Here is a 12,756-nt window from a genome sequence, read left to right as displayed (position 1 = left end):
GACTAGAGAGTCACCCAACCAAGGGCTCTATGGCAAGGCTTGTGCGCTTTGCAGTACGCAGCGCCACGGGTGCCGGGTAAACTGCGCGCCTTTCTTGAAGGAGTTCACATGAGTCAGTACCAGCCGGGCATTCTTGCCGCACCGGTGCCGTTGCAGGCACGCCATCTGTTTTTTGCCGTGGATTCCCTGGCCGCTGTGCCCGTCGCGCTGGACGCCCTGGTGCGGTTGACCGATGCGGCGGCGGTGGTCGGCCTCGGCGAGCCGCTGGTGACTGCACTGGGCGCGACGATTGACGGTCTGCGGCCGTTTGCACCGATCAGCGGGCCGGGGGCACATAACCCGTCGACCCAGCAGGCGTTGTGGGTATGGCTGCATGGTGTGGATCGTGGCGAACTGCTGTTGCGCGCTCGCGCATTCGAAAAGGCCCTGGCCCCCGCGTTTCGCCTGGTGCAGTCGCTTGAAGGTTTCCGCTACAAGACAGGCTTCGACCTCACCGATTACGAAGACGGCACCGAAAACCCTCACGATGAGGCTGCGGTCGACGCTGCGATGAGCGCCAGTGGCGCAAGCTTCGCCGCCCTTCAGCAGTGGCGGCACGACCTCGACGGTTTCGCCGCGCTGCCGGCCCAGGAGCGCGACCATATTATCGGCCGTCGCCATGGCGATAACGAAGAGTTGGAAGACGCGCCTGAGTCCGCCCATACCAAGCGCACCGCCCAGGAGAGTTTCACTCCCGAAGCCTTCGTGGTGCGCCGCTCCATGCCCTGGGCCGAGAATGGCCAGGCCGGGTTAATGTTTCTCGCCTTCGGCCACTCCTTTGATGCATTCGAAGCGCAGCTGCGCCGCATGAGCGGTATGGAAGACGGGATTGTCGACGGCCTGTACCGCATCAGCACGCCGTTGACCGGGGGCTATTACTGGTGCCCGCCGATACTCGATGGCCATCTGGACCTGAGCGCACTCGCCGGCTGAACCGGCTGCGGGGTGGATCAGCCGATCAGCTCAACCTCGCCACTGTGCAGGCGGTATACGCCGCCGACAATTTGCAACGTGCCTTTGGCCAGGGCATCGCTCAGCAGGCTTGATTCGGCCTTGAGCCGGGCCACCGTGTCCTGGACGTTTTGTGCGATGGCGTTATCCAGGGTGTCGCCCGGCGCCTTGAGCACTTTGGTGACGGACGGTTTGAGTGCGTCGGCCAGGCCCTGGATTTTGCCGGGGAAGCGCGCGCTGTCCTTGACGGCCTTGACCCCGGCCGCCACGGCGCCGCAGCGGTCGTGCCCCAGCACCATGATCAGCGGTGTACCCAGCACTGCCACGGCGTATTCGAGACTGGCCAGCCCGTCCTCGGTGACGAAATTGCCCGCCACCCGCACCGCAAAGAGGTCGCCGCGGCCGGTATCGAAGGCGTATTCCGGCGCGATCCGCGAATCGGCGCAGCTGAGCACCGCGACGAAGGGGTTCTGACCGCCCACCAGAGCCTCGCGTTCATGCGTGAAATCATGGCGCTTGGTAACCCCATCGACGTAACGCTGGTTGCCTTCCATCAAGCGTTTCAATGCCTGTTGTGGGTTGAGATCGTTGGCGACTTTAGGCGCAGGCGCCGCGTGCACCAGGCTGGCAGGCAAGGCACCGGCCAGCATGATCGCTCCCGCGCCGACGCCGGTGAGGCGCAGAAAGTTGCGGCGGCCGTTGTTTAAAGGGGCATCAGCAGGGTGTTGAGCGTTGCACATGGATGGGCTCTCGCAGTAGGGATGAAGGAAAGCGCAAAGGGTGCAGAGAACGCAGCATCATGGATGTAGGAAGTTTCTGGGGGTATGGTCAGCGGCTCACGGTGATCGTCCTCTGCAAAAGGGCTGACCGGACATTGTAAAAAACCGTGGAGGAACGCTACCTTGACCGCCTGAAGATTTCGGGATGTTTCAGATTTATGTCCAGCCAGGCCCAACGCTCTGCCGACTCCACCTCACGGCGCGCCGCGCTGACTCTCGCCCTGTGCCTGCCCAGCGATGTCCTGCTCTACCTGTTGCTGCCCATGCAATCCCAGGCCTTTGGCATCACCCTGGCCCAGGCCGGGGTGTTGCTGGCGGCCAATCGCCTGGTGCGGATCTTCGGCTACCGGCATGTACTGAATTTTTACGCGCGCCACGGTGATCGTCTGACCTGCATGATCGCCGCCGGCGCGGCCGCCCTGTGCGCCGTCGGCAATTCGCTGCTGTCCGGGTTTGCCGCCTTGCTGGGGTTGCGGCTGGTGTGGGGGCTGTGTTTCGCCGCGCTGAACCTGTCGACCCAAGTGCTGGCGACCGCCGAGCCGGCGGGTGCCGCACGACGCGCGGGGCGTTCGCGGGCGTTGGTCGCCTTGGGACCGATGCTCGCGCTGCCGTTTGGCGGCTGGCTCACAGTATGGGCCGGGCCGCGTCCGATCTTTATGCTCCTGGCCGGCTGTTGCCTGGTTGGGGTGTGGATGGCGCGCGGCTTACCCAGCGCCGGCCACGCCTTGCAAAACAGTGGCGTACGTCGCTTCAGATGGCCCGACAGTGTGGCCCTGTGGTCGTTTATTGAGGGCGTGGCGCTGGATGGGCTGTTTATCTTTGGCCTGTCGATTCAAGCGCAGAAGAGTATGGGCGGTGACGCGGTGCTGATCGCCGGCGGCCTGATGGCGTTGCGGTATGTGTCGGAGCTGCTTTTGAGCCCCTTGGGCGGGCAGGCGGCGCAACGCTTCGGCGCGACGTCGATGTTGCTGCTGTTTTCGTTCTTGAGTGCCCTGGCGTTGAGCGCGTTCGGCAGCCATTGGGTGATTCTCGGGGCGGCGGCGGTGTTGGTATTGCGCGCCTTGCAACTGCCCTTGGTAACCACCCTGGTGGCCGAGCGCAATCCCGGTGCGATGCGTGTATCGGCGCTGGCATCCAATGCGGTATGGCGCGACATCGGCGCAGGCCTCGGGCCGCTGCTGGCGGGGGTGTTGCTGCCGGTGGCGTCAGCACCGCTGGTGTTCGGCCTGGCCGGCGCGGCCATCGCCGTGAGTGCACTGTTTTGCTGGCGCGCACGCCCCACGGTGGTGTGACTCAGGCGCTCTTGATGCGGTCGAGCCAGGCGGGGTCCAGGCGGGTCTGGTCGGTGTCCAACCCCAGCGCCTGCATCTTGCCGGCATGGGCCTGCATCTCACCGACCAACTGTGCCTGGGCGCTGGAGTTGGCATCCAGTGCGTGCATCTGGGTCAGCCCCAGATGATAGAAGCGCAATAGCTTCATGGCCGTCGGGTCGTTGGCCTGCACCCGCTCGGTAACGTTGTGCATCACATTGGTCACCCTCATCAGGCTGCGCTTGAGCTGCCAGCCATACACCGCCGGCGCCAGCCACGCCTGGCTCCAGAACGGGCCGCGCACCAGCGCCACGGTGATCAGCACACCCGCGAATACACCACCGACATTGAAACGAAAATTGTCCCCGCCAGGTTCGCCGAACAGCATCACCGCCAGGCTCGACAGCAGCATGGCCAGGGCCAGGAACAGTAAGGCCACGATCAGCGTGCTGCGGCGGGTCTGTCGACGGTAGGTGGCAGGATCGCAGGGTTTGAGCTCGAACATCCGGGGTAGGTCTCCAGAGGGTGGCGGTGCGGCATCATCGCACGCCTGGGCAAACAAGTTGAACGTTGGTGCGCAGGGCTTTCTCTAAATTGATGCAGGCCACCAACCTTTGCGAGGTGAACCACCATGCCCGAATACAAACAGCCGCCGCCCGGCACGCCGGACCCCAACCGTACCCCCGGCGAAGAAGAGCGCGACAACGACGCCCTGCGTCCCAATGACCCGGCGGATCGTCCGGACACCGACGACGATGTGGAGCAGGCCGAGCAAGACCTGGAACACCTTCACGATAAAGCCCGTCCGCTCTAGAGGAGACACCCATGAACGCTCCAGACAAAGGCCCACGCTCCAGCGAGCATGCCAGTGGCAAGGATGAGCTGGGTTTCGACCCGGACTCGCCGGATGTCGCTGACCCGCAGGTCGACCCCATCGGCCCGGCCATCGCGCCGTTGGACAGGGACAAGAAGGATCAACCGGAAAAAAAGCCGCCCTACGATCCGTTGGGCGACTTGAAGAAGTAAGGCAGGCCCCGCTCGATTGAGCGGGGCTTTTTCGTTAAGGGGATGGGGTTATTTAGGTGGCATCCAGATGACATCGGTGATGCCGTATTTCTCCGCCCACGGACGGGTGGTTTTCTTTACTTGCTCATGGCCCACGCGGCCTATGCGACTCACGTGGGCAATGTCGGCGTCGACCGCCGCCCAATGCCAGGCCTCGGCGTTATTCATCACTTCGGCGCGTACTACAAAGGACTTCGGTTGACCGTGCAGCTGATAATTAATGGTGTAGATTTTTGCGGTACTCATGGTGCCTCCCTGACTTGTTATAAATGGATAGGAAGGCGTTTAAAAAGGTTCATTCAAAATGACAGTCTGCACGCGAGCGCGGCATAGTGACGCCTTTGCCCGTGCCCAAGGACCGTGCCATGCCTCGACTCAACCATTGCCAACGCTACCTGCAACGCCTGGGCTACGACACGCCGCCGCCGCCCACTCTGCAAACCCTGCAGGACCTGCAATTGCGTCATGTCAGCACTTTCGCCTTCGAAAGCCTGTCGACCCTGCTGCACCAGCCGGTGCCGATCGATCTGCCGAGCGTCGAGCATAAAGTGCTGTTCGAAGGGCGAGGCGGCTACTGCTACGAATTGAACCAGATGTTTCTGATACTGCTGCAGGAACTGGGCTTCGACGCGCGCGGCATCACGGGGCGAGTGGTTATGGGCGGCCCACCGGACGCGCGTACGGCGCGTACCCATCGCCTGAGCCTGGTGACCCTGGACGGGGCGCGCTACATCACCGACGTGGGCTTTGGTGGCATGGTGCCCAGCAGTCCCTTACTGCTTGATAGTCAAGCGGCGCAGGCCACGGCCCATGAGCCCTACCGTGTGACTTTCGATGCACGGGAGGGCAGCTACACGCTGTGGGCCGAGGTGGCCGGGGAATGGCGCGGCTTGTATGTGTTCGACCTGCAAGTGCAGGCCGACATCGACTATGAAATCGGCAACTGGTATGTCTCGACTCACCCTGGCTCGCCATTTCTGGGGCAACTCAAAGTCGCGCGGCTGGCCGTGGGGGAGCGCCACACGTTGAATAACGCGCACTACGCGATTCACTACCTCGACCGGCCCAGCGCCAAGCGTACGGTGCACCACACTGATGAACTGCTGGCGTTGCTGCGTGACACCTTCGGCATTCAGGTGCCGACGCATCCGCACTTGAAGGACGCACTGGACGGCTTGATCCGGGCGAGCCGCCAAGAGCCTTGATCTAGAGCATTCGCTGAACCGTTTTACCTCCAAAATCAGGTGATTTTTTTCGAACCTTTTGCACGTGCGAAGGTTCGAAGCGATTCCTGAATAATTTGTCCACCTGACAAGGAGATGTAAAACGATGTCCAAACTATTCGGAACATTCCTCAAGAACGCTTCGTTGTTCGCCCTGGCCACCGCGCCGGCGATGGCGTTCGCAGCACCGTCCACCGACCCGATTTCCATCTTCGGGCTGCAGGGCAGCTACAACGATTTCAAACTCGAAGGCGGCAGCCAGAGCGACAAGGAGCACATGCCTGAAGCAGGCCTGTTCTACACCTTCGGCAACAAGCTCACCGCTGAGTCCGGCTTTATCTACCAAGCCGGTATCGAAGCCAAATACGGTGAAAAGAGCGACAACAAACTCAAGGAAGGCCAGGCCGACCTGGACCTGGGCTGGCGTGCCGCCCTGGACGCACGCAACTTTGTCGACGTCATTGTGGGCGGCGGCTACAGCTGGACCCGCTACGAGCCGCAGACGAATGGCTACGACCTGGAGTTGACCAGCAAATCGCCATTTGCCAAAGCTGCACTGGGTTACAACCATCAATTTGATGACATGACCCTGCGGGTTGAAGCCGGTGCGCGTCACACCCTCGACGGCCGCGTCAAAGTTAAGGTTGACGGCCTGGGCAGCGATTCCGTGGACCTTAAAGACCGCACCAACCCGTACGCGGAAGTCAGCCTGCTGATGAATCAGAAAGGCAACCTGCCTGTGATGGCGGGCCTGTACTACACCCGCACCGAATACAAACTGGATGAAGACTCCCCCGTGGCCGACAACACCAAACTCAAGCGTGACGAGTATGGGTTCAAGGTCGGTATCGCGTTCTAACCCGTTTGTAGTGAGCTGGCTGATTGGATAAGAGGGGCTTTTGTGGTGACTGAGCTTTTGTGGTGTATCGGCTTTTATGCTGAACAGGCTTTTGTGGTGAGCGGGCTTGCCCCGCGCCGGGCTGCGCAGCAGCCCCACCAAAGGCATTGCTAAACCCGGCTTGGCACTGCGCTGAAAACCTCCAACCCAATCCCCTCAATGCAAAAACGGCGCCCGAAAGGCGCCGTTTTTGTTTACTCACGTCCCGCTAAGCGATCAAACACCCAGCACCGCGTGCTGCACCAGGGTGAGCAACGGCTGTGGGTAGACGCCGAGGAAAAAGGCGAGCAGGGCGATAGCCAGCAGCATCACGCCGCCGGCTTTCTGTTCCCAGTGCAGCTCGGCATCCACACGACGCAGGTTCGGCTCGATCAGGTACAGGGTGACCATCACGCGCAGGTAGTAGAACACGCCGATGGCGCTGCCCAGTATCAGAGACGCAACCAGCCACCACTCATGGGCTTCGACACCGGTAGCGATGATGTAGAACTTGCCGATAAAGCCTGCGGTCAGCGGGATACCGGCCAGGGACAGCATCATCACGGTCAGCACTGCGGTCAGGTACGGACGGCGCCAGAACAGGCCGCGGTATTCGTACAGAGCGTCGGCGTCCCGGCCCTTGTAAGGCGAGGACATCAGGGTGATCACGCCGAATGCGCCAAGGCTGGTGATCACGTAGGTGACCAGGTACACACCAATGGCTTCCATCGCCAAGCCTTTGCTCGCCACCAAGGCGATCAGCAGGTAGCCGAAGTGGGCGATAGACGAGTAACCCAGCAGACGCTTGAGGTTGTTCTGGGTCAGGGCCAGCAGGTTACCGAACAGGATCGACGCGATGGCGATCACGGTCAGCACGTTGCTCAGCACGCCGGTGTTGGCGGCAGGCGAGATCTGGAACAGACGCACCATCACCGCAAACACAGCGACCTTGGACGCGGTCGCCAGGAACGCCGCCACCGGCGCCGGGGCGCCTTCGTAGACGTCCGGGGTCCACAGGTGGAACGGCACCAGGGAGAGCTTGAACGCCAGGCCGATCAGCATCATCGCCAGGCCCAGTTGAGCGATCGGTGCAGGCATGTTGGTGGCGGCCAGGGCATGACCGATACCGGTGAAGCTCAGGCTGCCGGCTTCGGCGTAGAGCAGGGCCATACCGAACAACAGGAACGCTGAACCGGCGGCCGACAGCACCATGTACTTGATGCCGGCTTCCAGGGAGCGCTTGTTGAAGAAGGCATAGGCCACCAAGCCGTAGGTTGGGACCGACAGCAGTTCCAAGCCAATGAACAGGCCCGCCAAGTGCTGGGCGCTGACCAGCACGATACCGCCGGCCGCAGCCAGCAGGATCAGCAGGTACAGCTCTTCGCGGTTGCCCGGGTAGCCGGTGCCGCCTTCGCCGAGGTAGGCGTGGGCGAGGGTGACGCACGCCAAGGTGGCCACCAGGATCAGCGCGATGTACAGCAGTGCGAAGTCATCGATCATCATCAGCGGGGTGACCGCCAACGGCGCGACCTTGAGGGCCGGAATGATCGACAGCAGGGCCAGGTTCAACCCGGCACAGGACAGCAGGAACGTTTGCGAGTGATTGCGGCGCCAGGCGATCGCCAGCATCACCACCACGATGGTGAGGCTGGTGATCAGCAGCGGCGCAAGCGCGATAAAGTGTTGGATCGTGAATTCCATAGCGCTCTTACCGGGCCGAAGCGAGTTGAGAGAAGGCGGTGCCGAACCACTGCTGCACGCCATGCATCGTTGCGGCAGACGTGTCCAGGAACGGTTGCGGGTACACGCCGATATAGATCAGCAATACCGCAAGACCGAGCACCATGATCAGTTCGCGCGCATCCATCCCTTTCAGGACGGTGTCGGACTTGGCCGGGCCGAAGTAAGCGCGGTGGATCATGATCAGCGAGTAGACCGAACCGAATACCAGGCCCGAGGTGGCGATGGCGCTGATCCACGGCGTTTGTACGAACGCGCCCATCAGGATCAGGAACTCGCCGATGAAGTTGCCGGTGCCCGGCAGGCCCAGGGACGCGGCGGCGAAGAACAGGCTGATCGCCGGCAGGTAGGCAATGCGCGACCACACGCCACCCATCTCACGCATGTCACGGGTGTGCAGGCGCTCGTACAGCTGACCACTCAGGATAAACAGGGCCGCGGCCGAGACACCGTGGGCCAACATCTGGATCACTGCGCCTTGCAACGCCAGTTGGCTGCCCGAGTAGATGCCGATCAGTACGAAGCCCATGTGGGAAACGGACGAGAAGGCAATCAGACGCTTGATGTCGGTTTGCGCGAAAGCCAGGAACGCACCGTAGAAAATCCCGATCAGACCCAGGGTCATGGCAATCGGCGCAAACTCGGCCGAAGCATTCGGGAACAGCGGCAGGGCAAAACGCAGCAGACCATACGCAGCGGTCTTCAGCAGGATACCGGCCAGGTCGACGGAACCGGCGGTCGGTGCCTGGGCGTGCGCATCCGGCAGCCAGGAGTGAAACGGCACCACCGGCAGCTTCACCGCAAAGGCGATGAAGAAGCCCAGCATCAGCACGTACTCGGTGGTCAGCGACATCTTGGTCTTCAACAGATCGGCGTAGTTGAAGGTAATCACGCCGGTGTTGTTGAAATTGACCAGTACCAGACCCAGGATCGCCACCAACATGATCAGGCCGGAAGCCTGGGTGAAGATGAAGAACTTGGTCGCCGCGTAGATCCGGGTTTTCTTGCCGTCCGAAGAACTGTGACCCCAGAGCGCGATGAGGAAGTACATCGGCACCAGCATCATTTCCCAGAAGAAGAAGAACATGAACAGGTCGAGGGCAAGGAACACGCCGACCACGCCGCCCAGGATCCACATCAGGTTCAGGTGGAAGAAGCCCACGTGACGCTGGATCTCTTTCCAGGAGCAGAGTACCGAGAGGATACCTAGCAGGCCGGTCAGCAGGATCATCAACAGCGACAGGCCGTCGAGGGCCAGGTGCACGTTGATGCCGAAGCGCTGGATCCACACGTGCTTGAATTCAAGCGCGAACGTCGGATCGACACCCGGTGCCGGAGCAAATGAATAGTCGCCATGGGCCCACAGCCAGAGGCCGAGCGCGAGTTCCAGGGACATGGTCAGCAACGCAATCCAGCGGGGGAGGGTGGCGCCGAAGCGTTCACCCATCCAGCAGAGCAGGCCGCCGATAAAGGGGATCAGGATTAGCCAGGGCAGAATCATGACGGGCTCGTTTCCTTTCGCAAGTTCGCAAAGTTCATATCAGACCGCTACCACTACGATGGCGCCGATCACCAGCACGGCGCCAGCCGCCATGGAAGCCGCATACCAACGCAATTGGCCGGTCTCGCTGCGGCTCAAGGCTGTGTGACCGCCTTTGGCCGCGCGCGGGATCAAACCAATGGTCTGGTCGAGCGGGTCTTTACGCAGTACATGGCTGATGGCCAGGTACGGCTTGACGAACAGTTTGTCGTAGATCCAGTCGAAGCCCCAGGCAGCGAACCACCAGGCCGACAGGAAACGGCCGATGCCACTGTTGGCCACGGCGGTCACGAAGCGGCGCTTGCCGAGGAACAGCAGGGCCGCCAGCAGGATACCGGCAATGGCAATGGCGCCCGAGGCGATTTCCAGGCTGTGCTTGGCGTCGCCGCCGGCATGGCCCACGCTTTCCGGCAATACGCCGGCCAGTGGCGGAGTGATCATGGCGCCGATGAAAGTCGACAGGATGATCAGCACCGACAGTGGCAGCCAATGCGAGATGCCGTGGCCTGCGTGTGCTTCGGTCTTGGCTTCACCGTGGAAGGTGATGAAGATCAGGCGGAAGGTGTACAGCGAGGTCATGAAGGCACCGACCAAGCCTGCGTACAGCAGGTTCTGGTTACCGCTGGCAAAGGCTTCCCAGAGGATTTCATCCTTGGAGTAGAAACCGGCGGTCACCAGCGGCAGGGCGGCCAGGGCGGCACCACCGACGATGAAGCTGGCATAGGCCAATGGCAGTTTCTTCCACAGGCCGCCCATCTTGAAGATGTTCTGCTCGTGGTGGCACGCCACGATCACCGCACCGGAAGCGAGGAACAGCAGGGCCTTGAAGAAGGCGTGGGTCATCAGGTGGAAGATCGCCGCGTCCCAGGCGCCGACGCCCAGGGCCAGGAACATGTAGCCGATCTGGCTCATGGTCGAGTAGGCGAGGATGCGCTTGATGTCGGTCTGTACCAGCGCGGCGAAGCCGGCCAGTACCAGGGTCACGCCGCCGACCAGGCCCACCAGGTGCAGGATCTCCGGCGCCAGGGTGAACAGGCCGTGGGTACGGGCGATCAGGTAGACACCGGCGGTTACCATCGTTGCGGCGTGGATCAGTGCCGACACCGGGGTAGGGCCGGCCATCGCGTCCGCCAGCCAGGTCTGCAGTGGCAGTTGCGCGGATTTACCCACGGCGCCGCCCAGCAGCATCAGCGTGGCCAGAGTAATCCAGAAGTCGCCGACCTGGAATTTCTGCGGTGCCAGTACCAGCAGTTCCTGGATGTTCAGCGTGCCCACCTGTTGGAACAGGATGAACAGGCCGATGGCCATGAACACGTCGCCGATACGGGTGACGATAAACGCCTTGAGCGCGGCATTACCGTTGTTGCGGTTGCTGTAGTAGAAACCGATCAACAGGTACGAGCACAGGCCCACGCCTTCCCAGCCGAAGTACAGGAACAACAGGTTATCGCCGAGCACCAGGAACAGCATGCTGGCGATAAACAGGTTGGTGTACGAGAAGAAGCGCGAGTAGCCCGCTTCACCGCGCATGTACCAGGACGCGAACAGGTGGATCAGGAAACCCACGCCGACCACTACGCCGAGCATGGTGATCGACAGGCCGTCGATGTAGAGGGCGAAGTCGGGCTTGAAGCCTTCCACCGACATCCACTGCCACAGCACCAGGGTGTAGTGACCGCCTTCCGGCGGCGCCACGTTGAATTGCCAGATGACGTAGGCGGCGACGATCGCCGACAGGCCAATCGAACCCACGCCGATCAGCGCGGACAGGTTTTCCGACCAGCGCCCGCGAGAGAACGACAGCAGCAGGAAACCGATCAGGGGAAACAGGAAAGTCAGAAAGATCATGTTCATCCGCGCATCTCACTGGCAGCGTCGATATCAAGCGTGTGGAAGCGACGGTACAGCTGCAGCAGGATCGCCAGGCCGATACTGGCCTCGGCGGCTGCCAGGCTGATCACCAGGATGAACATGACTTGTCCATCCGGCTGGCCCCAACGTGCACCCGCGACGATGAACGCCAGTGCCGCAGCGTTCATCATGATTTCCAGGCTCATCAACACGAACAGAATGTTACGGCGAACCATCAGGCCGACCAGGCCAAGGCAGAACAGGATGCCGGCGACCGCCAGACCATGCTCCAAAGGGATAGCAGGCATCGTCATTGCTCCTTGGCTTCGTTGCGGCCCAAGTGGAAGGCGGTGACGGCTGCGGCGAGCAGCAGCATCGACGCCAGTTCGACCACCAGCAGGTACGGGCCGAACAGGCTGATGCCGACGGCTTTCGCATCCACGGTGGTGTGGCCGATGGCCTGGCCGCTCTGGTGAGCGAACAGCACATACAGCAGTTCACCTAGCAGCAGCGCCGCGAGGACAACCGGGCCGAGCCAGATGCCGGGCTTGAGCCAGACGCGTTCCTGGGCGACCGAAGCCGGACCCAGGTTGAGCATCATCACCACAAACACGAACAGCACCATGATGGCGCCGGCGTAGGCGATCACTTCCAGCACACCGGCGAACGGTGCGCCGAGGCTGAAGAAGGTCATGGCCACGGCGATCAGCGAAATGATCAGGTAGAGCAGGGCGTGCACGGGGTTGGTGTTGGTGATCACGCGAAGCGTGGACACAACCGCGATACCCGATGCGAAATAGAAAGCGAATTCCATCTTTCTTCCTTAAGGCAGCAAGCTCTTCACGTTGATCGGCTCGGCTTCGTTTTGTGCGGCGCCTTTGGGCTTACCGGCAACGGCCATACCTGCAACACGATAGAAGTTGTAATCAGGGTTTTTACCGGGACCGGAAATCAAAAGATCTTCTTTCTCGTACACCAGGTCCTGACGTTTGAACTCGGCCATCTCGAAATCCGGTGTGAGCTGGATCGCGGTGGTCGGGCAAGCTTCCTCGCAGAGGCCGCAGAAAATGCAGCGCGAGAAGTTGATGCGGAAGAAGTCCGGGTACCAGCGACCGTCTTCGGTTTCAGCTTTCTGCAGGGAGATGCAACCCACCGGGCACGCCACGGCGCACAGGTTGCAGGCTACGCAACGCTCTTCGCCATCGGGGTCGCGGGTCAGTACGATGCGGCCGCGATAGCGCGGCGGCAGGTACACCGCTTCTTCCGGGTATTGCAGGGTGTCGCGTTTGCGAAAGCCGTGGCCGAAAACCATCACCAGGCTTCGCAACTGGGTACCGGTACCCTTAAAGATGTCGCCAATATATTTGAACATGGGTCAAAT

The 12,756-nt window shown here is 61.6% G+C and carries 15 protein-coding genes; 6 read left to right on the top strand and 9 right to left on the bottom strand.

All coding sequences use genetic code 11. The annotated features are described in order from the left end of the window. Positions 1-108 precede the first annotated feature (108 nt). Positions 109-972, top strand: a complete 864-nt coding sequence (locus tag PSH94_RS15315; protein ID WP_305435102.1) for a Dyp-type peroxidase — start codon at positions 109-111, stop codon at positions 970-972. A gap of 17 nt (positions 973-989) precedes the next feature. On the opposite strand, the gene PSH94_RS15310 is transcribed toward PSH94_RS15315, so the two are convergent. Continuing rightward, positions 990-1,730 (bottom strand): carbonic anhydrase, encoded by a 741-nt coding sequence (locus tag PSH94_RS15310; RefSeq protein ID WP_266247744.1) that lies wholly within the window; start codon positions 1,728-1,730, stop codon positions 990-992. 197 nt (positions 1,731-1,927) lie between these two features. Between PSH94_RS15310 and PSH94_RS15305 the strand changes: the two genes are divergently transcribed. After that, positions 1,928-3,061 carry an MFS transporter gene (locus PSH94_RS15305; RefSeq protein WP_253508239.1) on the top strand — a complete coding sequence of 378 codons (1,134 nt, stop codon included), beginning with the start codon at positions 1,928-1,930 and terminating at the stop codon, positions 3,059-3,061. Between the two features lies 1 nt (position 3,062). On the opposite strand, the gene PSH94_RS15300 is transcribed toward PSH94_RS15305, so the two are convergent. Then, positions 3,063-3,584: a DUF3087 family protein gene (locus PSH94_RS15300; protein WP_181076601.1), complete on the bottom strand. Its 522-nt coding sequence runs from the start codon at positions 3,582-3,584 to the stop codon at positions 3,063-3,065. A gap of 126 nt (positions 3,585-3,710) precedes the next feature. Here PSH94_RS15300 and PSH94_RS15295 point away from each other — a divergent pair, with 126 nt between their 5' ends. Next, a complete protein-coding gene (locus tag PSH94_RS15295) occupies positions 3,711-3,893 on the top strand; it encodes a hypothetical protein (protein ID WP_181076603.1) in 183 nt (60 codons plus the stop codon). Between the two features lie 11 nt (positions 3,894-3,904). Next, the gene (locus PSH94_RS15290) at positions 3,905-4,105 is read left to right on the top strand and encodes a DUF6021 family protein (RefSeq protein ID WP_181076604.1); all 201 of its coding nucleotides are present in this window, start codon (positions 3,905-3,907) and stop codon (positions 4,103-4,105) included. A gap of 48 nt (positions 4,106-4,153) precedes the next feature. Here PSH94_RS15290 and PSH94_RS15285 read toward each other — a convergent pair whose 3' ends face one another. Next, positions 4,154-4,390, bottom strand: a complete 237-nt coding sequence (locus PSH94_RS15285; protein WP_305435100.1) for a DUF6555 family protein — start codon at positions 4,388-4,390, stop codon at positions 4,154-4,156. 119 nt (positions 4,391-4,509) lie between these two features. Between PSH94_RS15285 and PSH94_RS15280 the strand changes: the two genes are divergently transcribed. Both PSH94_RS15280 and PSH94_RS15275 read left to right on the top strand, forming a co-directional pair. Then, positions 4,510-5,349, top strand: coding sequence for an arylamine N-acetyltransferase (locus PSH94_RS15280; RefSeq protein ID WP_181076607.1), 840 nt, complete (start codon positions 4,510-4,512; stop codon positions 5,347-5,349). Positions 5,350-5,473: 124 nt separating this feature from the next. Beyond that, positions 5,474-6,226 carry an outer membrane beta-barrel protein gene (locus PSH94_RS15275; protein WP_285428108.1) on the top strand — a complete coding sequence of 251 codons (753 nt, stop codon included), beginning with the start codon at positions 5,474-5,476 and terminating at the stop codon, positions 6,224-6,226. A 255-nt stretch (positions 6,227-6,481) separates the two neighbouring features. Here PSH94_RS15275 and nuoN read toward each other — a convergent pair whose 3' ends face one another. From nuoN to nuoI, 6 genes are read right to left on the bottom strand one after another with little or no spacing between them, the layout of a single operon-like run. Continuing rightward, the gene (gene nuoN, locus PSH94_RS15270; RefSeq protein WP_305435098.1) at positions 6,482-7,945 is read right to left on the bottom strand and encodes an NADH-quinone oxidoreductase subunit NuoN; all 1,464 of its coding nucleotides are present in this window, start codon (positions 7,943-7,945) and stop codon (positions 6,482-6,484) included. A gap of 7 nt (positions 7,946-7,952) precedes the next feature. Then, the gene (gene nuoM / locus PSH94_RS15265) at positions 7,953-9,485 is read right to left on the bottom strand and encodes an NADH-quinone oxidoreductase subunit M (protein WP_034098707.1); all 1,533 of its coding nucleotides are present in this window, start codon (positions 9,483-9,485) and stop codon (positions 7,953-7,955) included. Between the two features lie 39 nt (positions 9,486-9,524). Further along, positions 9,525-11,378: an NADH-quinone oxidoreductase subunit L gene (nuoL, locus tag PSH94_RS15260; RefSeq protein ID WP_305435096.1), complete on the bottom strand. Its 1,854-nt coding sequence runs from the start codon at positions 11,376-11,378 to the stop codon at positions 9,525-9,527. Further along, entirely contained in the window at positions 11,375-11,683 is a 309-nt protein-coding gene (gene nuoK / locus PSH94_RS15255; RefSeq protein WP_003174727.1) for an NADH-quinone oxidoreductase subunit NuoK, read from the bottom strand. Before nuoK ends, nuoL begins: the two co-directional genes overlap by 4 nt. Positions 11,684-11,685: 2 nt before the next feature. Beyond that, entirely contained in the window at positions 11,686-12,189 is a 504-nt protein-coding gene (nuoJ, locus tag PSH94_RS15250) for an NADH-quinone oxidoreductase subunit J (RefSeq protein ID WP_016974048.1), read from the bottom strand. A 9-nt stretch (positions 12,190-12,198) separates the two neighbouring features. After that, positions 12,199-12,747 carry an NADH-quinone oxidoreductase subunit NuoI gene (gene nuoI, locus PSH94_RS15245; protein ID WP_305435094.1) on the bottom strand — a complete coding sequence of 183 codons (549 nt, stop codon included), beginning with the start codon at positions 12,745-12,747 and terminating at the stop codon, positions 12,199-12,201. Between the last annotated feature and the right edge of the window lie 9 nt (positions 12,748-12,756).

The organism is Pseudomonas sp. FP2254 (assembly GCF_030687695.1).
Lineage (GTDB): Bacteria > Pseudomonadota > Gammaproteobacteria > Pseudomonadales > Pseudomonadaceae > Aquipseudomonas > Aquipseudomonas quebecensis.
This window is presented reverse-complemented; position numbering and strand designations above follow the sequence as displayed.